We start from the raw sequence: 20,031 nt of genomic DNA, 5'->3' as shown, positions 1-20,031 counted from the left end.
GTTGAACAATATTCAAATAAGTGAATGGAATGAAAAAAAACATAACTCAGTGTTATATATTTACTTTATTCTCACCAACGCGGCATCGACTGAAATTTACTTGCCATAGTGACTCTGGTAGTATAACAAGAACAAATAACAGCCGCAGCTAAAAAGCCATTTAAGTCGCTTAGGAAAAAGATTGAAAATGATAGAGCTCTTTGACGTAGACTATAATTTGCTGCCAGATAACAGATCGAAAGAACTATTCTCTTTAAGAAAAAAAACGTTTAAAGACCGTTTAGACTGGCTCGTTAATTGCGAAAATAACATGGAGTTTGACGAATACGACAACCGTCACGCCACCTATATTTTCGGCACCTACCAAGATCACGTCATTTGCAGCTTGCGATTTATCGAAACGAAATACCCAAACATGATCAGCGATGGCGTATTCGACAATTACTTTAACGGTATAAAACTCCCCGAAGGGAATTACGTTGAAGCCAGCAGATTATTTATAGACAAGGCGCGCATTCAAGCACTTCAACTCCATCAAGCGCCAATTAGCACCATGCTTTTCCTGTCGATGATAAACTATGCAAGAAGCTGCGGCTACGAAGGCATATACGCCATTATCAGTCACCCGATGCGCATTATTTTCCAACGCTCCGGCTGGCATATCTCGGTGGTAAAAACCGGATGCTCCGAAAAGAATAAAAATATTTATCTGATCTATCTGCCGATAGACGATGCCAACCGGAACAGATTGCTGGCGCGCATCAACCAACACGCCACAAAGTGGGATAACCCGTTGGATTCCTGGCCATTATCCTTCCGAGTCAGCGAGAAGCGGCCGGATGAGCTGCAGCTCCACACCTAACCTGATGGCATGTTTGGCATTGGTGACGCCAAGCTTTTTGACGGCGTTGCCGATGTGATATTTTACGGTGGTGAGTTTTATTCCCAGGATAAGGGCAATTTCTTGATAGGATTTACCTAAGCTCGCCCAGTAGATGATCTCATTTTCACGCTTGGAGAAAAACTCTCGCTGGTTCATTTTTTCAAAGTCAGCAGGCGTGCTCATTTCCTGGTAGAGCGCCGTCATTTTGCCGTGCATGGTAATCAGCAGCATTTGAATTTCGGCCTTATTATTGTCAATCTGCTGTTCAACATCCGCATCACAATGCTTATCCAACATAATGGATAACACCACCAGATTATGATGATGATCGTGCAAGACGAAAGTATACCCATTAATAATATTGTAGTTCTTGGCCATATCAAAAATCTTTGGCAATTTTAATCCTGCGCCAATTTCCAAATCTTTATCCCAGGTAAACGGGGTAATTCTATGTGACGCGGTAATCAAAACAGGATCAATAAACTGATAGTTGTTTTTGATATAAAACTCGAACCACTCCGTTCTATTGGAAATGATTGAAAAGCTAGTCGGATTTCTTTTATTCATTATAGCATAAGCATATTTTATATTATTGTATTTGCTCAGCCCGCTTTCCAACTCTTCTTTTATAGAGGCATTAATGGTTTCATTATTGAAAAAAAAGTTAGACACTCACCAATCCTCTTCAAGAAATAACATCACTATAAAACTGAGAAGAGTATAACCCGGTTGCGCCGCCAAGTAAATTAAACCGACAGGCATAATAGGAAGCGTTAATAATCAACAGGCGTTTTAAAGAGTCAATTAAAATAATTTCGGAGGGGAAACTAATTTAATCGAGAAATAAGCGCGTCGCTGAAGAAGGGGCGGCAGAGGGCATTATCCGGCAAAGAAACACAAAGAAAACAAAATCATAACAACTCGGCATCATGACATGCATCTGACAAAAGCGTTCTGTCGCGTTGAAGATGAGAGGGGGCCAGACAGGCAGGCGAAAACGCCCCGCATCCGATGATGAAGGGAAAAAGCCATTGACAGTGAAGATTTGGATATACAATAATAACCAAAATTTTCCCTGGTGTTGGCCAAGTGGCTACCTGATCCTTTATAGGATCAGTTTTTTTTTGTAGCGCTGTATTTTATCGTTATGCAATAACGATAAGAACTTTCAGCGATAAATGATAGTTGTACTAAAGTACAGTCTCATCCGCCCACATCGCCTCGCCATCTCGCCGTCACAGGCTCCATCCTCTCCCGAGAGTTCTCAGAAGCGCGCGCTGACGCCGACGTTATACATAAACTGCTCGCCGCTGCTCAGGCCGCCGGTTTGCGAGACGGTGGCGAAGGCCGACACTCTATCCGTCAACGGCATGTTGGCCCCCAGCGTGACATCCACCCAGTTTTTGTCCTGACCCGCACTGTCGCGAGTAAATGAGGTTTGCGTCGATTTCAGGCCGCCGCCGGCGCGGTAGACGTCATCGCCGAACTGATGCTGATAACTCACTTCCGCATAGGGGTTAAACACGCCGAATTGCGTATCCAACCGCCAGCCCAACGCGCCGATCTGCGAATGATAGGTTTGATCGTTGAAGCGCATGGCGGTGCTGTCATCACCGTCTTCGCTGTAGCCGGACACATGGCTGTAATCCCAGGCGAACTGCGCCACCGGCCCGGTGGTGAGGTAAGCAGCGATAGGGAAGTCATAGCCGGCGGTCACGCGCGCGCCCCACTGCTTGCCGGAGGTCGAACCGGTTTCGGTGCGCGTCAGCGGCCCCAACCGCATGCTGCGACGGATGTCGTCATAATCCATCGTCGCATAGTGCAGATCGGCATTGACCCACCCCTGCTCGAATATGGCCAGCGAACTGAAGGCCGACAGCAGCACCCCACGCGCCTTGTAGTCATAGCGGCTGGAAGGATGCTGATCGTCGTTGGAACCGGCGATCAACGCACCGATCAACCAGCTGTCGGTCAGCTGATAGTCCACGCCGACGGTCAGGTTGTGGGTGGTGGCGTTGCCATCCCCCGCCGCCCGGTTATCGGCATAGTCATAGTGTTGGCCTGCGTAGCCGCCGAACACGCCCAGCGAGCCCTGCGGATTGTCGCCGTTGCGCAGCTGCTGGAAACGGCTGTCGAGCGTGGCGCGGCTGTCACGCGCCATCGCCGCCGTCGCCTGATTCAGCGCCACCACCTGCGCCGGGCCATCCAACACCGCCTGGATATAATCCGCAATCAGCAGGTGCGCCTGCGGGCTGGGGTGGAAATGGTCGGAGAACAGATAGGACTGGCCGGCGTCGAAGCCAGGCATGTCGGAACGGCAAACCGCCGAGGAAACGCCCGCCGGACAAGCCATGCCGGCCGTGTTGGCGAAGCCGAACTGCGCCGGATTGGCGATCGCTTCGGCGAACAGCTTGTTCACGTCCACCCGCACGATATTGCCGCCCCCCTGCGCCAGCAAACGGTCTTCGCTTTGATTATAGAAATCGGTCAGCTGAGCGGCCTGCGCGCTCAGGCTGTCATACGCCGCCACAAGCTGGGCGGCGATCGCCTGCTGCACCTGAGGGATCGCGCTGCCCTGCTTCGCCGCGGCGGCCAACGCCGCGTGGATCGCCTGCGTGCGCGAAGCGTTGTCCGGGGTAGCCACCGAATTGAGCGTGGCATAGGCCGCCTGAATCGCCGCCCCCTGTACCGGCGGCAGCGCCTGCTGAATGATCAGCTCCATCAGCTGCGGCGTGGAGCCGATGTTCGGCACCGTCGGCACGATCACCGTGCCGGCGCCGGCGTTCAGCAGCGAATGCACCTGCGCGGCGGCGGCCGCGGCGCTGTTATAGGCCACGCCGGGCGCGGTAGCGGCGTTCAGCGCCGCCGCCGCCAAATCGTTACCGCCGATCCAGTGAATATACAAACCGTCGCCATCGGCCTGGCCGTTAACCCGATTCAGGTAGCGCTGCACCTGATCCTGAGTGTTGTCGACCGGGTTCAGGCCCGGCACCGCCACGGCGCCGCCGGCGGCGTAGTTTTCACCGCCGTTGTCCGAGGCCACCAGCGCCGCGCCGATGCGTTGCGCCAACGCTTCGTCGTACAGCAGGTGCTGACTGCCGTCATAGGTGAACCGGCCGTTGTTGCCGGTATCACTCAGGCTGTCGCCAAAGACGTAGAGTTGGTCATACGCCTGAACCGGAAGGGTCACACTGCAAAGTAACGCCACTGCAAGCGCCGCCGGGCGGGGCATGCATGTTATTTTTAGAGGCATGAATCGACTCCTGAGAGCCTGCAAATGAAGGCAATGTCGTTTTTATCGTTGGCCGGTTTTCCACCGGCCATGTAGTAACTATTGTCGGCTTTTTCGTCACGTCAAGCGGGGCTGCGGACAAAACAATCAGAGGCTTGCCAAGTTCGCCGCTTCGAGCGATGATTACTGTTCATAAATACAGCATAAGGACATTCAGGATGGCAGACGAACGTTGCGGTTGGGTGACGGCCGATCCGTTGTATCTCGAGTATCACGACAAGGAATGGGGCACGCCCACCACCGACGCGCGCGAGCTGTTTGAAATGCTGTGTCTGGAGGGACAACAGGCCGGTCTTTCCTGGATCACCGTGCTGAAAAAGCGCGAGAACTACCGCCGCGCCTTCCATGATTTCGATCCGCAGCGGGTCGCCGCCATGACCGAACAAGACGTGGAAAGGCTGCTGCAAGACAGCGGCATCATCCGTCACCGCGGCAAGATAGAAGCCATCATCACCAACGCCAAAGCCTATCTGGCGATGGAGGCGGCCGGCGAGAATTTCGTCACCTTCATATGGGACTTCGTCGGCGGCAGGCCGCAGCTCAACCGCTGGCAGGCGTTGAACCAGGTTCCGGCCAAAACCGAGCAGTCCGACGCCATGTCCAAAGCGTTGAAAAAGCGCGGCTTCAAGTTTATCGGCTCCACCATCTGTTACGCCTTCATGCAGGCCAGCGGGCTGGTGAACGATCATCTCACAGGGTGCATGTGCTACCCAAAGCCACGGTGATCCGCCCCTGTGGCCCGGCGGATATCGACCGGCTGATGGCGCTGTGGCTGCCCAGCACCATCGCCGCCCATCCGTTCGTGGCGGAAAAATACTGGCGTGAAAGCGCCGCACTGGTGCGGGAAAATTACCTGCCGCGCGCGCAGAGCTGGGCCTGCTGGCATGAAAACGAGATCGTCGGCTTTATCAGCGTGCTGGACGAACAGTTCATCGGCGCGCTGTTTGTCGATCGGGCGTATCACGGCCGCGGCGTAGCCCGGGCGCTGATGACGCACGTGCAGCAGCGCTACCGCCGGCTCAGCCTGGAGGTTTATCAGCAAAACCTGCGCGCCTGCGCGTTTTACCACAAGCACGGTTTTCAGGTAACGCAGCGCCTGTTTAACGACGAAACCCAGGCCTATACGCTGATCATGAACTGGCCGGCAATCGAGAATTCAACCGGTTACGGTTAAAAAAGGCGCATTCGCGCCCTGGCGGCGCGCAATTAGGAATCCGCTGCATGGCGCCGCCCGGCGTTTTGTCGCATAACTCCCCCAGCACTTACCCGCGCTCATCATTTGTCACGTTTTTCTCCGGAACTGCCGGCGAGCCAACGCGTCATAGTAGCGCGGTGATGCGGGCCCCACCTGCGTCGCCTACTTTTTTGCGCCCCCGTGTTGGGCCGGCGCGTACAGATATTGATGCCATTAAGGACAAGAACATGAAAAAACGCATTGCAATTATTGCCGGCGCAGTGAGCGTCGCACTCACGCTGTCGGCCTGTACCACCAACCCTTACACCGGCGAATCCGAAGTCGGCAAGTCCGGCATCGGCGCGGGCCTCGGGGCCGCACTGGGCGCCGGCGTCGGCGTACTGTCCTCTTCCAAGAAAGATCGCGGCAAGGGCGCGCTGATCGGCGCGGCGGCCGGTGCGGCGCTCGGCGGCGGCGCTGGCTATTACATGGACGTGCAGGAAGCCAAACTGCGCGACAAGATGAAAGGCACCGGCGTCAGCGTCACCCGTCAGGGCGACAACATCGTGCTGAACATGCCGAACAACGTGACCTTCGACAGCAGCAGCGCCACGCTGAAACCGGCGGGCGCCAACACCCTGACCGGCGTCGCTATGGTGCTGAAAGAGTATCCGAAAACCGCAGTCAACGTCATCGGCTACACCGACAGCACCGGTTCCCGTTCGCTCAACATGAACCTGTCGCAGCAGCGCGCCGATGGCGTAGCCAGCGCGCTGATCACCCAGGGCGTGGCGGCGAACCGTATCCGCACCGCCGGTGCCGGCCCGGACAACCCGATCGCGTCCAACAGCACCGCGGAAGGCAAGGCGCAAAACCGCCGCGTCGAGATCACCCTCAGCCCGCTGCAATAATCCCGCGCGGGGCGCCACCGGCGCCCCGCCGCTTCCCTGCGATTTTCTCCTTATCCTTCAACATTCCCGCCCGCACGCCGGGTATGGTAGTCTCCTTGGCAATTAACCGCAGGAGGGATCGGCTGTGAGCACTGTCAAGGCAACGCGCGCCTCAGGACGCGCCACCATCAGCGATGTAGCGAGCATCGCCAAAACCGGCAAGACCAGCGTGTCACGCTATCTGAATGGTGAACAGCACCTGCTTTCCGACGATCTCAAACAGCGCATCGAACAGGCGATCCAGCAGCTCGACTACCGCCCAAGCCAGATGGCGCGCAGCCTGAAGGGCGGCCAAACGCGCCTGATCGGCCTGATCCTCGCCGATATCACCAACCCCTATTCGGTGGACGTGATGCGCGGCATCGAGGCCGCCTGCCGCCAACACGGCTTTACCCTGCTGGTGTGCAACACCAACAACGAAGTCAATCAGGAACAGCACTACCTGCAGCTGCTCAGCAGTTACCGGGTGGAAGGCATCGTGGTCAACGCGGTCGGCATGCGCGAGGAAGCGTTATCCACGCTGCAACAGTCGATGCTGCCGATGGTGCTGATCGACCGCAAAATCCCCGACTTCGCCTGCGACGTAGTGGGCCTGAACAACCGTGAAGCCGCCACCGTCGCCACCGAGCACCTGCTGCAACAAGGCTTCGAAGCGATCCTGTTCCTCAGCGAACCGCTCGGTACGGTCAATACCCGCCTGGAACGCCTGCACGCCTTCAGGCATACCATGGCGCAGCACCCTGCGCTGCTGGCGGAGCAGGCCGAAACGCCGCTCAACGATCGGCAAAAACTGGAACAGGTGCTGAGCGATTTCAGCGGCCGTCATCGCGGCATGCGCAAGGCGGTGATCTCCGCCAACGGCGCCCTGACGCTGCAGGTGGCGCGCGCCATGCGCCGGCTCGGCATCCAGTGGGGCAACGACATCGGCCTGCTGGGCTTCGACGAGCTGGAGTGGGCGGAACTGGCGGGCGTCGGCATCACCACGCTGAAACAACCCACCTACCAAATGGGGCACGCGGCGCTGGAGCGGCTGGTGCAGCGTATTCAGGGTCTGGCCGCCCCCAGCGGCGAGCAGATGTTCTCCGGCGAGCTGATCGTCCGCGGCTCCACCACCCGCTAACCCGCCTTCTCCGGGGCCTTAACCGCCCCGCCTTCATCGGCTGTTTTTTGCTCAGCTTCGTGATTGCGATCATATTTTTACACTCTGTCGCTTTCTACTGGAACCGGTTCCATTTAACGTACCGGTAACAGCAGCGGCGGCGACAATGCCGCCTCAGGAGTCAAAATGAAAACAGAAATCATCGTGGTCACCGGTGCCTACGGCGCCGATACCGTCAAACAACAGGGCGGCCAGCGCGCGCTGTTGCCCATCATCGCCGGCGCGGGCGCCGACGGGGTGGAGATCCGCCGCGAACTGTTCGCCGCCGGCGAACTGGACAGCCTGCCTGCGCTGGCCCAGGAGATAGAACGCCAGCAGCTGTTCGCCGTCTATTCCGCCCCTGAGGCGCTGTTCACTCCGCAACATACGCTGAATCCCAACCTGCCGGCGCTGCTGGCGGAAGCGCAGGCGCTGAACGCGCGCCAGCTGAAGCTCTCCCTCGGCCATTTCCGCCCCGGCTTCGATTTTACCGAGCTGAAAGTGGCGCTGGAGCAACATCCGGTCAAACTGGTGGTCGAGAACGACCAAACGCCGGACTGCGGCATTTTGTCGATGCTGAACGCCTTTTTCCATGCAGCGGAAGATAGCCACCTGCCGGTCAGCATGACCTTCGATATGGCCAACTGGCTGTGGGTGGGGCAAGACGCCTTCGCCGCCGCCGAGCGCCTGGCCCGCCACGTGGGTTACGTGCACGTCAAGGCCGCGACGCAAGGCCAGCGCGGCTGGCGCGCCATTGCGCTGGACGATACCGACGGCAGCTGGCGCGATCTGCTGGCCCGCCTGCCGCACGATGCGCCGCGCGGCATCGAATTCCCGTTGCAGGGTGATGACCTGGAAGCCGTCACCCGCCATTACGTCAATATTTTGCGTGCGGAGTAACCCCATGATGACAACGTTAACGGCAACGACGGCGCACCAGGCGCCCCTGGATGTGGTCACGCTGGGTGAAGCCATGGCGATGTTCGTGGCGGCGCAGACCGGCGATTTGGCGGAGGTGGAAACCTTCACCAAACGCATCGCCGGCGCCGAACTGAACGTGGCGATCGGCCTGGCCCGTCTGGGCATGAACGTCGGCTGGGTCAGCCGCGTCGGCAACGACTCGTTTGGCCGCTTCACCCTGCAGCAGCTGAAAAAAGAAGGCATCAACTACCGGCAGGTGACGGTCGACGGCCACTATCCGACCGGTTTTCAGGTGAAATCCAAGACTACCGATGGTACCGATCCCAGCGTGGAATATTTCCGTAAAGGCTCGGCGGCCAGCCGCCTGTCAGTCGCCGATTTCAACCGCGAGTATTTCGGTTCCGCGCGCCACCTGCACCTGAGCGGTGTGGCGGCGGCGCTGTCCGGCGAATCGCTGGCGCTGTGCCACCATGCGGCGCGCGAGATGCGCGCCATGGGCAAAACCATTTCGTTCGATCCCAATCTACGCCCGGTGCTGTGGCCCAGCCGCGAGGTGATGATCGAGCAGCTGAACCAGCTGGCGTTCGCCGCCGACTGGGTGCTGCCGGGGTTGAAAGAGGGACAGATCCTCACCGGCCAGTCGACGCCGGAAGGCATCGCCGATTTCTATCTGGAGCGCGGCGTGCAGGCGGTGATCATCAAAACCGGCCCGGACGGCGCCTGGTTTAAAACCGCCGCCGGCGATAAAGCGGCGGTGGCCGCGGTCAAGGTCGACAACGTGGTGGATACCGTAGGGGCGGGTGACGGCTTTGCCGTCGGCACCCTCAGCGCCCTGCTGGAAGGCAAAACGCTGGTACAGGCGGTGCAACGCGGCAACAAAATCGGCTCGCTGGCGATCCAGGCCATCGGCGACAGCGAAGGCCTGCCGACCCGCGCGGCGCTGGCCGAATAACAATAAAAAAACGACTTCTCCGCATGACGTCAGCCTCTGGCCCTACAACCGGGACGCGTCGGGAGAGCATCTGCCCCTTCGTCTTTCATGCCCAACGGGCTGGGCGAAGGGGATGCAACACCACTGAAGGATACTGAACATGAACAAAGCGACTGTCGCGGCCAAACGCTGGTGGTACATCATGCCCATCGTGTTTATCACCTACAGCCTGGCCTATCTCGATCGCGCCAACTTCAGCTTCGCCTCCGCCGCCGGCATCAATGAGGATCTCGGCATCACCAAGGGCATGGCCTCACTGCTGGGCGCGCTGTTTTTCCTCGGTTATTTCTTCTTCCAAATTCCCGGCGCCATCTACGCCGAGCGCCGCAGCGTCAAAAAACTGATCTTCTGGTGCCTGATCCTGTGGGGCGGCTGCGCCTCGCTGACCGGCGTGGTGAGCAATATCCCGATGCTGGCCGCCATCCGCTTTATCCTCGGCGTGGTGGAAGCGGCGGTGATGCCGGCAATGCTGATCTACATCAGCAACTGGTTCACCAAATCGGAGCGTTCACGCGCCAATACCTTCCTGATCCTCGGCAACCCGGTGACGGTGCTGTGGATGTCGGTGGTGTCCGGTTACCTGATCCACGCCTTCGGCTGGCGCGAAATGTTCATCATCGAGGGCATTCCGGCGGTCATCTGGGCGTTCTGCTGGTGGGTGCTGGCGAAAGACAAACCGGCACAGGCCGGCTGGTTGAGCGCCGATGAGAAACAGGCGCTGCAACAGCAGCTGGACGAAGAACAGAAAGGCATCAAGGCCGTGCGCAACTACGGCGAAGCCTTCCGTTCGCGCAACGTGATCCTGCTGTGCGTGCAGTACTTCGCCTGGAGCATCGGCGTATACGGCTTCGTGCTGTGGCTGCCTTCCATCCTGCGCAGCGGCATGCAGATGGGCATGGTGGAAGCCGGCTGGCTGTCGGCGGTGCCTTACCTGGCGGCGACCATCGCCATGATCGTGGTCTCCTGGGCGTCGGACAAAATGCAAAACCGCAAGCTGTTTGTCTGGCCGCTGCTGCTGATCGGCGCGCTGGCGTTCTTCGGCTCTTACGCCGTCGGCACCAACCATTTCTGGATCTCTTACGGCCTGCTGGTGGTCGCCGGCGCCGCGATGTACGCCCCTTATGGGCCGTTCTTCGCCATCATTCCGGAAATGCTGCCGAAAAACGTCGCCGGCGGCGCCATGGCGCTGATCAACAGCATGGGCGCGCTGGGTTCGTTCTTCGGTTCCTGGTTCGTCGGTTACCTGAACGGCGCCACCGGCAGCCCGGCGGCTTCCTACATGTTTATGGCTATCGCACTGGTGGTGGCGGTGGTGTTGACGCTGATCGTCAAGCCCGCCCGCAACGAGATCCAGCCGCAGATGGCTTGATCCGGTTATACTTTTTCTCTGTCAATCAACCCGAGGGGGCGCCAGGCCCCCTTTGGCCCAGCTGGAGTTCGTGATGAAACCTTCTATCGTATTGTACAAAAGCCTGCCCGCCGACCTGCGTGAACGTCTGGAACAACACTTCACCGTACACGCGTTCAACGGCCTGCAGCCGGAGAACCGCGAGGAACTGCGCCAGGCGTTGCAGCAGGCCGAAGGGATCATCGGTTCCGGCGGCAAAATTGACGAAGCCTTCCTGCAGCAGGCGCCCAAACTGCGCGCGGCTTCGACCGTTTCCGTCGGCTACGACAACTTCGACGTCGAGGCGCTCAACGCCCATAACGTGCTGTTGATGCACACCCCGACGGTGCTGACCGAAACCGTCGCCGACACCATCATGAGCCTGGTGCTGGCGACGGCGCGCCGGGTGGTGGAAGTGGCGGAACGGGTCAAGGCCGGCGAATGGCGCGGCAGCATCGGGCCGGACTGGTTCGGCGTCGACGTGCACCACAAAACCATCGGCATCCTCGGCATGGGCCGCATCGGCCTGGCGCTGGCGCAGCGCGCGCACTTCGGCTTCGGCATGCCGGTGCTGTACAACGCCCGCCGCACGCACGAAGAGGCGGAGCAACGCTTCAACGCCCGCCGCTGCGATCTGGATACCCTGCTGGCCGAGTCGGATTTCGTTTGCATCACGCTGCCGCTGACCGAACAAACTTTCCATCTGATCGGCCGCGATCAGCTGGCGAAGATGAAGAAAAGCGGCATTCTGATCAACGCCGGCCGCGGGCCGGTGGTGGATGAGCAGGCGCTGATCGAAGCGCTGCAAAACGGCGTGATCCACGCCGCGGGGTTGGATGTGTTCGAGAAGGAACCGCTGCCGGCCGACTCGCCGCTGCTCAGCATGCCGAACGTGGTGGCGTTGCCGCACATCGGCTCCGCCACCCATGAAACGCGCTACGGCATGGCCGCCTGCGCGGTGGATAACTTGATCGCGGCATTGACCGGCACGGTGAAAGAAAACTGCGTCAACCCGCAGCTGTTGCAGAAATAACTTATCGAGGCCGGCGATCTGCGGATCGCCGGCCTCGCCGCTTTTTGCGGCTGTCGACGGAGTATTTTCACTCCGTCAAACTCACGGGCTTCCCCCTTATCTTGCTGACGACAAATTTGCCCACGTCGTCATTGGCGATCAGCATGACCAGCAGCAGCATCACCAACACCGCCAGTTTCATATGGCTGTAGGCTATCGACGGGTCAAAAGCCTCCAGCAACAGCGTAATGCAGGGTGAAACATTCACAATAATGTTGGTGGTCAAGGCGCTGGTGAGTTCAATACCCTTTTGCAGCATCCATAGCGGCAATATATTCCCTAATATGACGATGATCGGCAGGTACATCCAGAAGCTGGATTGCGTCGTTGCCAATACGCCTTCGCTCGGCAACATCAGCGCGCAAACGCCAATGAGCAAGGGAAATCTGAACGACTGAATATTGACGGCGTTAAACGCTTGTTTGGACAATGATTTTGCAATATAGGTGCCGACAGCCATACAGGTTGAGGTGACGAGACACACTAAGCCAAGCGCCAGAACAAATAGGGTGTTTGAATCGAAGGGGTTAAAACGCTGCCCTTTCACGGCCAATATCATCAGCACGGCGACAATAAAAGCCAGCATCACGGCTATAACGATGTTTTTTACACCCACCGAATTTCGGTTATAAATCTCAATGAAAACAGAAATGATCGGGCTCAGTCCAAAAAGCATGGCCACCAGAATGGAGGGCTCCGTCCATTTCAACCCAACGAAAAGCCCAACCCAAGCTCCCAGCGTAGAGATATTCAATAATAGAATTAACTTCCAGGCGTTGAGGCAAGCTCGCAGCTTGACGGGGAAAAACAGCACGGAGATCACAAAGAAACCGAGCCAGGTCAAGGTGAAAGTCCAAAACAATAATACGAACAGATCGATGCTCTGCAACAAACCTGAGAGAAAAACATCTATGGCCGCACCCAGGATGCAATATCCAAGAATGTACGTTGGGCCGGACGCCTTGATTTTACTGTTCATAGACTTCAAACATGCCCTTACTTTCAAGGCCAACGATATATTGATAGTCGGCATTGAGCTGATCGGCGCAACGGTGGCTTAACGCAATCCAGCCCGGAGAGCTGTAAACGTCCGTCGTGAGTTTTATTTCCTGATCAACATCCGGCAGATTTGATTTCTTGTAGGATGGCAAACCGGCGATGGTATCGACATGCTTAACGGCCTTGATAGTGCCAGCGCTAAAAGATATCAGCTCTTTAATTTTTAAATAGTTTAACGGTTTATATTCCTCTGCGACCGCTTCCAGGAATGCCTCGGTTGAACACACGCTCAGTACCAGTTCGTCAATCTGCGTGCGCTTCAACGCCAGGGATGACAACGCCGGAAAACCCGCGCCGTGCGGTCTGGCCCCGGTTTCAATTAGCGTCCAACCGTCTTTGGTTAAAAACAGTTCCGAGTGCGCTGCGCCAAACGTGATCCCTAAAGCATCCAGACAGCTAAAGATGTAATCTTTGAGCTGAGCGTGATTCTGCGCATCGAAGGAGGTCAGTTCGGTGAACTCACAGATGGAATCGGCCCCGTTGTAACTGCCCTTGCCCATCTTCCATATCGCACAGATCTTGTGACGGCCTTGATAACTGACAGTATCGACGACGTACTCTTCCCCCTCAATAAAAGGCTGCAGAATAATGACTTCATTTTTTAAATTGAGCTGATTGCTTTTTTTGAACAAATCACCCGAATGAGCTTCAACTTCTTCAACCGTTTTGCAAACAAAAACGGAGTCCGTGCCTGCACTGTCAACGGGTTTTAGGACCAGCTTCCGGTATTTTTTAAACAGCTCGGTCGCATATTGCGTGGCGTCTTTAAGGGTAGTTAATCGGAGCGTGGGGATATGATTGATCGCGCTATTTTTCAAGCACTCCTGCATCAGGTATTTATTCCTGCGAGAACGGCTCGTGCCGGTATCGTTACCGGGCAGGTCCAGAAGCTCAGCCAGATGATCTGCGAGTTCAATGCCTGTTTCACAGCCTGCAATCACCGCGATAACATCATACTCTTGCAATTGATTGAGGATCTCATCCCCTGTGTATTGCAAACTGATAAAGAAATCATCCCCTCTGTAGCTATTCAGCAGCTTCGCCGGGATATCTTCTCGACTTTGAATGTGCGCGCACCCGTATCCTTTTTTATTGAATTCCGGTGCCACATCATTTCCGGATGAGTAGGCGTCAACGAGGATGACGATTTTTTTCGTGTCTTTGATGTCCATGCAGCGGGTTACTCCGTACTATAATCAGGGCCGAATATTAACGTTCGATTGTCTTGGCGTCGAATTTACGCTCGACGCCCTTTTACTTTATGAAGGGAACGTGTCAGCAAATTTGTGAGAAGTCGGTGCGTTCAATACTTTTAGCCAAGCTTGTCATTTCGCGATATTTATCAGATTTATCACTACCCGGCTGATAGATTCTATACCGCCAATAACGCCAAAGAGATGTCAGGATGGCGGCGTATTCCGTATAGGTTTTCAACACCTTAATTTCGCGCGCTTCAAGCATTCTTATAGAATTATAACCCGCGATGATATGCTTCGCTTTTTCCGGCGACAGCGTCCCATTGATGCCGCAGGTGCCGACAATCGCCATGGCGATATCGAAAACGGAGTGATAAATACAGGTCAACTCAAAATCTATCATGCCGACGAACTGCTCGCCTTCAAACAGCATATTGTCGTAGAAAAGATCGGAGTGGATGACAGAGGTAGGCAAGCCGCTGATGCGTTCTACGGCAAGATGCCTGAGTCTGTCTTTGGCCCAGCGCTCATAATCCTGATCGATATTGGCATCGAGGGCATCCATGAACTTTTTCTGCTCATAGAAGACTGAGTCTGTTAAGAAATTAGGGACGGGGATCGTATGCAGTTTCGCCATGGCAACGCCGAGCTGCCTGAGCATATGCTCGTTGAAATCCCGGCGGACGGCGCCATCCATATAGGTTCTTAATAGAGAGTGCTTGCCCCTTAATATAATTGAATAGCTTTCTTGCCCTTTGGGTTTGACCAGCAAGGAGGTCTCATAATCATGTGCTTCTAGCCATACCAGCGTCTTTGCCATGATCTCAACGTCATCACGGCTTTGCTCTTCAATAATGCTGAAAACACAGCGGCCGATATCCGTTTCGAGGCAGTAATTGGTATTGCCGGATCCCATCCCCAAGAAGGCGCTGCTTTTTACCGTCAGCCCATAAAGAGATTCTATGCGGTGAACTTCATCACTATTCAACGTTGAGCCTGTTTGCATTTCTAATTCCATATCATTCACTTGAGCGCTTGATGCAAATCTTCATACAAGTCATTAACGTCTTCGATGCCGACTGACATTCGTATTAATTGCCTCGTAATCCCTGATTTTTTCTGCTCCTGCTCGCTAAGACTTCTGAACGACGATGAGGCCTGATAAGGCGAGTTCAGCGTGGTCTCCAAATCCCCCAAACTGTTGGAAGGGACGATGAGATTTAACTTCTTCTGAAAACTTGTCGCGTCAAACCGCGGAGCGATTTCAAAGCTGACCATGCCGCCGAACCCCCGCATCTGTTCGCGGGCTACGCTATGATTATGATGACTCGGCAACCCCGGATAGAACACGTTCGTCACATTAGGGTGCTCATTTAAACGGCTGGCCAGTTCCATCGCGTTGCGGTTAATGGCATTCATTCGAATGGCCAACGTGCGCAAGCTTCGCTCAAGCAGATGACATGACTGCGCGTTCAGACACCCGCCAAAGTCATTCATATATTCGGCCATTGCAGCAATGGACTCTTCACTGCCGACAGCCACGCCGCCTGACACATCGCCGTGGCCGCCCAAAAACTTGGTGGCGCTGTGCAATACCAAATCGACGCCATATTCCAGAGGGTTTTGGTTGATCGGCGTCGCCACGGTGTTATCAATAATGGTGAACACCCCCCGACTCTTGGCGAATCGGGTCAATAGCTCAATGTTCAGAATTTTAAGCAATGGATTAGTCGGTGTTTCGATATATATCATTCGCGTATTCGAATGGACTAATGCGATGATGCTCTCTACTTCACAACTCTCCGAAACGCTGTATGTGATGCCTAATTTTGCAAAATGATTCTGTACAAACTTGAGCGCACCTGAATACACGCCGTTTTGTAAAACAATATGGTCACCGGCTTTTAAATGCGAAAGCATCGCCGTCGCGAAAGCCGCCATACCGGAACTGAATACCAGAGCGGCCTCACCACCGCTTTCCAATGCGCACATCTTCTCGGCAACGGCGCGCTGATTGGGTAAGTTACCATGTCTTGGATAGACATCTTCTGTCATATCAAGATGCTTGTGAGAACTCGCGGAGAATAGCGGAGAAAGAATGCCACCATGCATTTCGTCGATAATGGTCCCGCTGTGAACGGCAAGAGTTTCTTTTGCTAACACGGTTACTGCCTATTTTCGAGTATCAGGAAGTGGGGGGCATGCCTTGAATAAAGGATCCCCCCGTTCATGTGAGTCTTTATTACGATGGGTTATTTGGCACCGCGAACATCGGGGTGAAATCGATTAATATGACATCGCGGAAGCCCACCTTACCGTGCCCATCCACATGAACCGGTTTCACCTGGTGCCAGACTAGATCATCAACGATGCCGATGGAGTCCAGCGGTTTGAGCATCGCCTCATTACACAGGATGTTCGTCTTGGTGTTATCTGTAATGATGTTCTCACCGCCAGAAACACCATCACGATTGATCAAATGTATCCAGGTGCAAGGCTCGCCATCCTTATGAAGTCGATTCGGTACGGAAATCCCCGGCGCATCAACCGTCGCTTTCATTCTGATGAAGTGAATGCCGACCTCCATGGGAATCGTGGAAGCATACTCATGTAACGGGGAATTTTTAAAATCATGCAGGACAAGCGACGTGATCAGATTATTTGACAAAATTTCGTTTGGGACAGGCTGAAACTTCCTTGCCTCCTCAACGACTTCATCATTAAATCCGACATCTTGTTTGTAACTGTAGGCGTGTTCGGAAGATTGAGGAATCAAGAGATTAAAGCAAGGTAAAAGCACATATTTACTGTGCTGCCGATAGCGCCCCGCATTTTCACCGTAGGGATCCAGAGCAAGCGTATCGAAATGCCGCTGAATAATACTTAAGTCTGATTTTTGCGCATCGGTAAGGTTAAAGTCATCCGAAGCCAATTTGCAATACCCTACATCTGTCATCATGGGGTATGCGCTCACACGGCACTCAAGTGTGTTCTCAAACTCTTTAATGTTACCACGAATCATCGTGCAATCTTCCTTTTTACTCTGATTGGAATAACGACATATTGATGTTCACCGCAATGCTCATGAACATTGAACAGCAAATGCTTCCCTGTTTTTCAAGTGAAGTAATTCATCTCACAAATAAAAGAGCTTGATTATTTATTCTTTAAACTTCCTGCACGCTAAAAAGTGCGAAAGAGAATTTTATAGATTTCTTTTCCACTTATTTATCGAAACCAGACTTGCGCTGTTTTTCATTGCTACCTGACCTCATCTCACTTGTACGCGGTGAGCGAAAGTCTACGCTGCATACGGGTTTTCAAATGACGCCAGGTGAATCGGCGCGAAACCTTTATCCTCCAACCCTACCCACCTAATGGGCTGCGATGCCTGGCGATGCGCATCTGCCGGACACAGAGCGCCCTACCCTGGCGTTACGCCGCTGAATGCTATTTGCGGCTCCCTCGCGGGCAGTATGATTAGTGTTTTTTATACAAAAAAGCCGATTTTCGGCAACGGCAACCTACATGCCCCATGCTGGCCAGCAGGAGACACCTCTCATCAAACCGATTACTCTGTAGAGAGACAGGGACGAAACTGGCAATCAACCTATGGTCAGGCAAGTAAAATCGCCTTGAAAGCCGTGCTTTTGGCATGGCTTCATCCACGCTACCGCACTACTCATCCCTTTCCGAGCATTAGTTTAGACAATCTTTATTGTTAAGCTAAATTTAACGGATGCGGAAGTTACTCGATATGGTTATAAATTGCCATAGTGTTAATGAAATGCAGCGAAAAAGTGTGATCTGGGTCGGGGCCGCAAAACCTGTGCCAACCCTAAGATCGCGTAGCTGAAAGGTTGAGGTGATAATGGCGTGGGCCGGCGAACGGTCACAATAATCCAGCGTAATATGCTGCTAATCGAATGCAGGGCAAAACTTGTGCCCACCGGTCGATTTGTCAGCCGCATTGCAGCGGGGTTTATCTGGCGGTATGGTGGGTGATTACCTGCTAAAAAACAGTACTGCTGCACCTATGACTTTCTCACTTTTCGGCGAAAAATTTACCCGTTATGCGGGCATTACCCGTTTGATGGACGACCTGAACGAAGGCCTGCGCACCCCCGGCGCCATCATGCTCGGCGGCGGCAACCCCGCACAGATCTCAGAGATGGAAGCGTATTTCAAACAGCTGTGCCAGGAGATGCTCGACCAGGGCAAACTGACCGAAGCGCTGTGCAACTACGACGGCCCGCAAGGCAAGGACGCGCTGCTGAAAGCGCTGGCCAATCTGCTGCGCGACGAGCTCGGCTGGGAGATCTCGCCACAGAATATTGCACTGACTAACGGCAGTCAGAGCGCGTTTTTCTACTTGTTCAACCTGTTCGCCGGCCGCTACGCCGACGGCTCGCGCCGCCGCGTGTTGTTCCCACTGGCGCCGGAATATATCGGCTATGCCGACGCCGGGCTGGATGAAGGGCTGTTCGTCTCCGCCAAACCGAACATCGAGCTGCTGCCGGACGGCCAGTTTAAGTATCACGTCGATTTCGAACACCTCACCATCGGCGATGACATCGGCATGATCTGCGTTTCACGGCCGACCAACCCGACCGGCAACGTGATCACCGACGAAGAGCTGATGAAGCTCGATCTGCTGGCGCAACAGCGCGATATTCCGCTGGTCATCGACAACGCCTACGGCGTGCCGTTCCCCGGCATCATCTTCAGCGACGCCACGCCGCTGTGGAACCCGAACACCATCCTGTGCATGAGTCTGTCCAAGCTCGGCCTGCCCGGCTCGCGCTGCGGCATCGTGATCGCCGACGAGAAGGTGATCACCGCGTTGACCAACATGAACGGCATCATCAGCCTGTCTCCAGGCAGCATGGGACCGGCGATGGCGACGGAAATGATCGCGCGCGGCGATCTGCTGCGCCTGTCGAACGAGGTGATTCGCCCGTTCTACAAACAGCGCGTCGAGCACACCATCGAGATCATTCGCCGCTACCTGTCGCCGGAACGCTGCCTGATCCACAAACCGGAAGGGGCAATCTTCCTCTGGCTGTGGTTCAAGGATCTGCCGATCACCACCGAAGTGCTGTATCAGCGCCTGAAAAAACGCGGCGTGCTGATGGTACCCGGCCACTACTTCTTCCCGGGGCTGGAGCATGAATGGCCGCATACCCACCAGTGCATGCGCATGAACTACGTGCCCGATCCGGAGAAAATCGAGCGCGGCGTGGCTATTCTGGCGGAAGAGATCGAGCGCGCACATCAGGAAGGCTAACGCCGACTGATTGAAAATCGACCGATAAAGATATACGATGCATATATCGTATATCTTTTTTTGGAGGGCCAACGATGACTCGCATCGTGATCGATTTACCTGAAGAAGACCTGCGGCAGCTCGATAATCTGAAAAATATCCGCCACGTTCCCCGGGCCGAGATCATTCGTCAAGCAGTCTCTCGCTATCTGACGGAGAACCACGTGGAAGATCCCAGCAACGCTTTCGGGCTCTGGTCCGGGGCGATGGGAGATGGCGTGGAGTACGAAAATCGTCAGCGCGAGGAGTGGGAATAATGGTGGCTCAACGGGCGTTATTCGACACCAATATCCTGATCGATTATCTCAACGGCATTCCTCAAGCCAGGGACGTTCTGGTCGAGTATCACATCAATCCGGCCATCAGCGCCATCACCTGGATGGAAGTGATGGTAGGTGCTAAAAAACAGGGTCCGGCACTGGAGCTGAAAACACGTCAGTTTTTAGGGCAATTTCTGCTGCTGCCTATTACCGATGAAGTCGCCGAACGCGCCGTAGAACTGCGCCACTCACAGCATGTGAAACTGCCAGACGCCATTATCTGGGCCACAGCGCAGGTGGGATTCCGGATGCTCATCTCCCGCAACCCCAAAGATTTCGGCACTGACAATGGCGTGTTGATGCCTTATCGGCTGTAGACGAT

General features: G+C 55.1%; 19 protein-coding genes. 12 read left to right on the top strand and 7 right to left on the bottom strand.

Translation table 11 applies throughout. The annotated features are described in order from the left end of the window. The first annotated feature begins 187 nt into the window (after nt 1–187). Complete coding sequence (locus tag ACMGG9_RS23805; RefSeq protein ID WP_033652309.1) at nt 188–862, top strand: acyl-homoserine-lactone synthase; 675 nt, start codon at nt 188–190, stop codon at nt 860–862. Here ACMGG9_RS23805 and ACMGG9_RS23800 read toward each other — a convergent pair. Together ACMGG9_RS23800 and ACMGG9_RS23795 are read right to left on the bottom strand one after the other, a co-directional pair. Next, nucleotides 809–1,555 (bottom strand): helix-turn-helix transcriptional regulator, encoded by a 747-nt coding sequence (locus tag ACMGG9_RS23800; RefSeq protein ID WP_033652310.1) that lies wholly within the window; start codon nt 1,553–1,555, stop codon nt 809–811. The two genes, ACMGG9_RS23805 and ACMGG9_RS23800, sit on opposite strands and share 54 nt — an antisense overlap. A 592-nt stretch (nt 1,556–2,147) precedes the next feature. Beyond that, entirely contained in the window at nt 2,148–4,136 is a 1,989-nt protein-coding gene (locus tag ACMGG9_RS23795) for an autotransporter domain-containing esterase (protein ID WP_033645126.1), read from the bottom strand. 197 nt (nt 4,137–4,333) lie between these two features. On the opposite strand from ACMGG9_RS23795, the gene ACMGG9_RS23790 reads away from it, so the two are divergent. From ACMGG9_RS23790 to ghrB, 8 genes are all read left to right on the top strand, one after another. Then, complete coding sequence (locus tag ACMGG9_RS23790) at nt 4,334–4,900, top strand: DNA-3-methyladenine glycosylase I (RefSeq protein WP_042783395.1); 567 nt, start codon at nt 4,334–4,336, stop codon at nt 4,898–4,900. After that, nucleotides 4,897–5,349, top strand: a complete 453-nt coding sequence (locus ACMGG9_RS23785) for an N-acetyltransferase (protein ID WP_033645128.1) — start codon at nt 4,897–4,899, stop codon at nt 5,347–5,349. The genes ACMGG9_RS23790 and ACMGG9_RS23785 overlap by 4 nt, the downstream gene beginning before the upstream one ends. A 248-nt stretch (nt 5,350–5,597) precedes the next feature. After that, a complete protein-coding gene (locus ACMGG9_RS23780) occupies nt 5,598–6,260 on the top strand; it encodes an OmpA family lipoprotein (protein WP_033645129.1) in 663 nt (220 codons plus the stop codon). A 124-nt stretch (nt 6,261–6,384) separates the two neighbouring features. Continuing rightward, complete coding sequence (locus ACMGG9_RS23775) at nt 6,385–7,419, top strand: LacI family DNA-binding transcriptional regulator (protein ID WP_004933951.1); 1,035 nt, start codon at nt 6,385–6,387, stop codon at nt 7,417–7,419. Nucleotides 7,420–7,584: 165 nt separating this feature from the next. Then, nucleotides 7,585–8,337, top strand: coding sequence for a sugar phosphate isomerase/epimerase family protein (locus ACMGG9_RS23770; RefSeq protein WP_333550370.1), 753 nt, complete (start codon nt 7,585–7,587; stop codon nt 8,335–8,337). A 7-nt stretch (nt 8,338–8,344) separates the two neighbouring features. Further along, nucleotides 8,345–9,310: a sugar kinase gene (locus ACMGG9_RS23765; RefSeq protein WP_047026010.1), complete on the top strand. Its 966-nt coding sequence runs from the start codon at nt 8,345–8,347 to the stop codon at nt 9,308–9,310. A gap of 139 nt (nt 9,311–9,449) precedes the next feature. Further along, nucleotides 9,450–10,718: an MFS transporter gene (locus tag ACMGG9_RS23760; RefSeq protein WP_033645131.1), complete on the top strand. Its 1,269-nt coding sequence runs from the start codon at nt 9,450–9,452 to the stop codon at nt 10,716–10,718. A 73-nt stretch (nt 10,719–10,791) separates the two neighbouring features. After that, a complete protein-coding gene (gene ghrB, locus ACMGG9_RS23755; protein ID WP_033645132.1) occupies nt 10,792–11,769 on the top strand; it encodes a glyoxylate/hydroxypyruvate reductase GhrB in 978 nt (325 codons plus the stop codon). Between the two features lie 67 nt (nt 11,770–11,836). Here ghrB and ACMGG9_RS23750 read toward each other — a convergent pair whose 3' ends face one another. The 5 genes from ACMGG9_RS23750 to ACMGG9_RS23730 all read right to left on the bottom strand — a co-directional run bounded on the left by ACMGG9_RS23750 (nt 11,837) and on the right by ACMGG9_RS23730 (nt 17,085). Then, nucleotides 11,837–12,787, bottom strand: coding sequence for a hypothetical protein (locus ACMGG9_RS23750; RefSeq protein WP_096242698.1), 951 nt, complete (start codon nt 12,785–12,787; stop codon nt 11,837–11,839). After that, on the bottom strand, nt 12,777–14,039 hold the full coding sequence (locus ACMGG9_RS23745; RefSeq protein WP_033645134.1) for an ATP-grasp domain-containing protein: 1,263 nt from the start codon (nt 14,037–14,039) through the stop codon (nt 12,777–12,779). Before ACMGG9_RS23745 ends, ACMGG9_RS23750 begins: the two co-directional genes overlap by 11 nt. A gap of 103 nt (nt 14,040–14,142) precedes the next feature. Beyond that, complete coding sequence (locus ACMGG9_RS23740; protein ID WP_414161754.1) at nt 14,143–15,081, bottom strand: phosphotransferase; 939 nt, start codon at nt 15,079–15,081, stop codon at nt 14,143–14,145. Nucleotides 15,082–15,086: 5 nt separating this feature from the next. Then, nucleotides 15,087–16,226, bottom strand: coding sequence for a trans-sulfuration enzyme family protein (locus ACMGG9_RS23735; protein ID WP_033645136.1), 1,140 nt, complete (start codon nt 16,224–16,226; stop codon nt 15,087–15,089). 79 nt (nt 16,227–16,305) lie between these two features. Continuing rightward, nucleotides 16,306–17,085, bottom strand: coding sequence for a 2OG-Fe dioxygenase family protein (locus tag ACMGG9_RS23730; protein ID WP_033645137.1), 780 nt, complete (start codon nt 17,083–17,085; stop codon nt 16,306–16,308). A gap of 1,014 nt (nt 17,086–18,099) precedes the next feature. Between ACMGG9_RS23730 and ACMGG9_RS23725 the strand changes: the two genes are divergently transcribed. The 3 genes from ACMGG9_RS23725 to ACMGG9_RS23715 all read left to right on the top strand — a co-directional run bounded on the left by ACMGG9_RS23725 (nt 18,100) and on the right by ACMGG9_RS23715 (nt 20,026). Then, nucleotides 18,100–19,350: a valine--pyruvate transaminase gene (locus tag ACMGG9_RS23725; RefSeq protein WP_273974498.1), complete on the top strand. Its 1,251-nt coding sequence runs from the start codon at nt 18,100–18,102 to the stop codon at nt 19,348–19,350. Between the two features lie 74 nt (nt 19,351–19,424). Continuing rightward, nucleotides 19,425–19,646, top strand: coding sequence for a ribbon-helix-helix domain-containing protein (locus ACMGG9_RS23720; protein WP_025304767.1), 222 nt, complete (start codon nt 19,425–19,427; stop codon nt 19,644–19,646). Next, a complete protein-coding gene (locus tag ACMGG9_RS23715) occupies nt 19,646–20,026 on the top strand; it encodes a type II toxin-antitoxin system VapC family toxin (RefSeq protein WP_025304766.1) in 381 nt (126 codons plus the stop codon). The genes ACMGG9_RS23720 and ACMGG9_RS23715 overlap by 1 nt, the downstream gene beginning before the upstream one ends. The last annotated feature ends 5 nt before the right edge of the window (nt 20,027–20,031 follow it).

Source organism: Serratia sp. BNK-10, assembly GCF_047456065.1.
GTDB classification, from domain to species: Bacteria; Pseudomonadota; Gammaproteobacteria; order Enterobacterales; family Enterobacteriaceae; genus Serratia; species Serratia ureilytica.
This window is presented reverse-complemented; position numbering and strand designations above follow the sequence as displayed.

Excerpts from the sequence above, each read along its gene's own strand:
- ACMGG9_RS23805 (WP_033652309.1), top strand. The coding sequence starts at position 188 with ATGATAGAGCTCTTTGACGTAGACTATAATTTGCTGCCAGATAACAGA.
- ACMGG9_RS23795 (WP_033645126.1), bottom strand. The coding sequence starts at position 4,136 with ATGCCTCTAAAAATAACATGCATGCCCCGCCCGGCGGCGCTTGCAGTG.
- ACMGG9_RS23790 (WP_042783395.1), top strand. The coding sequence starts at position 4,334 with ATGGCAGACGAACGTTGCGGTTGGGTGACGGCCGATCCGTTGTATCTC.
- ACMGG9_RS23780 (WP_033645129.1), top strand. The coding sequence starts at position 5,598 with ATGAAAAAACGCATTGCAATTATTGCCGGCGCAGTGAGCGTCGCACTC.
- ACMGG9_RS23770 (WP_333550370.1), top strand. The coding sequence starts at position 7,585 with ATGAAAACAGAAATCATCGTGGTCACCGGTGCCTACGGCGCCGATACC.
- ACMGG9_RS23765 (WP_047026010.1), top strand. The coding sequence starts at position 8,345 with ATGACAACGTTAACGGCAACGACGGCGCACCAGGCGCCCCTGGATGTG.
- ACMGG9_RS23760 (WP_033645131.1), top strand. The coding sequence starts at position 9,450 with ATGAACAAAGCGACTGTCGCGGCCAAACGCTGGTGGTACATCATGCCC.
- ghrB (WP_033645132.1), top strand. The coding sequence starts at position 10,792 with ATGAAACCTTCTATCGTATTGTACAAAAGCCTGCCCGCCGACCTGCGT.
- ACMGG9_RS23750 (WP_096242698.1), bottom strand. The coding sequence starts at position 12,787 with ATGAACAGTAAAATCAAGGCGTCCGGCCCAACGTACATTCTTGGATAT.
- ACMGG9_RS23745 (WP_033645134.1), bottom strand. The coding sequence starts at position 14,039 with ATGGACATCAAAGACACGAAAAAAATCGTCATCCTCGTTGACGCCTAC.
- ACMGG9_RS23740 (WP_414161754.1), bottom strand. The coding sequence starts at position 15,081 with ATGGAATTAGAAATGCAAACAGGCTCAACGTTGAATAGTGATGAAGTT.
- ACMGG9_RS23730 (WP_033645137.1), bottom strand. The coding sequence starts at position 17,085 with ATGATTCGTGGTAACATTAAAGAGTTTGAGAACACACTTGAGTGCCGT.
- ACMGG9_RS23725 (WP_273974498.1), top strand. The coding sequence starts at position 18,100 with ATGACTTTCTCACTTTTCGGCGAAAAATTTACCCGTTATGCGGGCATT.
- ACMGG9_RS23720 (WP_025304767.1), top strand. The coding sequence starts at position 19,425 with ATGACTCGCATCGTGATCGATTTACCTGAAGAAGACCTGCGGCAGCTC.
- ACMGG9_RS23715 (WP_025304766.1), top strand. The coding sequence starts at position 19,646 with ATGGTGGCTCAACGGGCGTTATTCGACACCAATATCCTGATCGATTAT.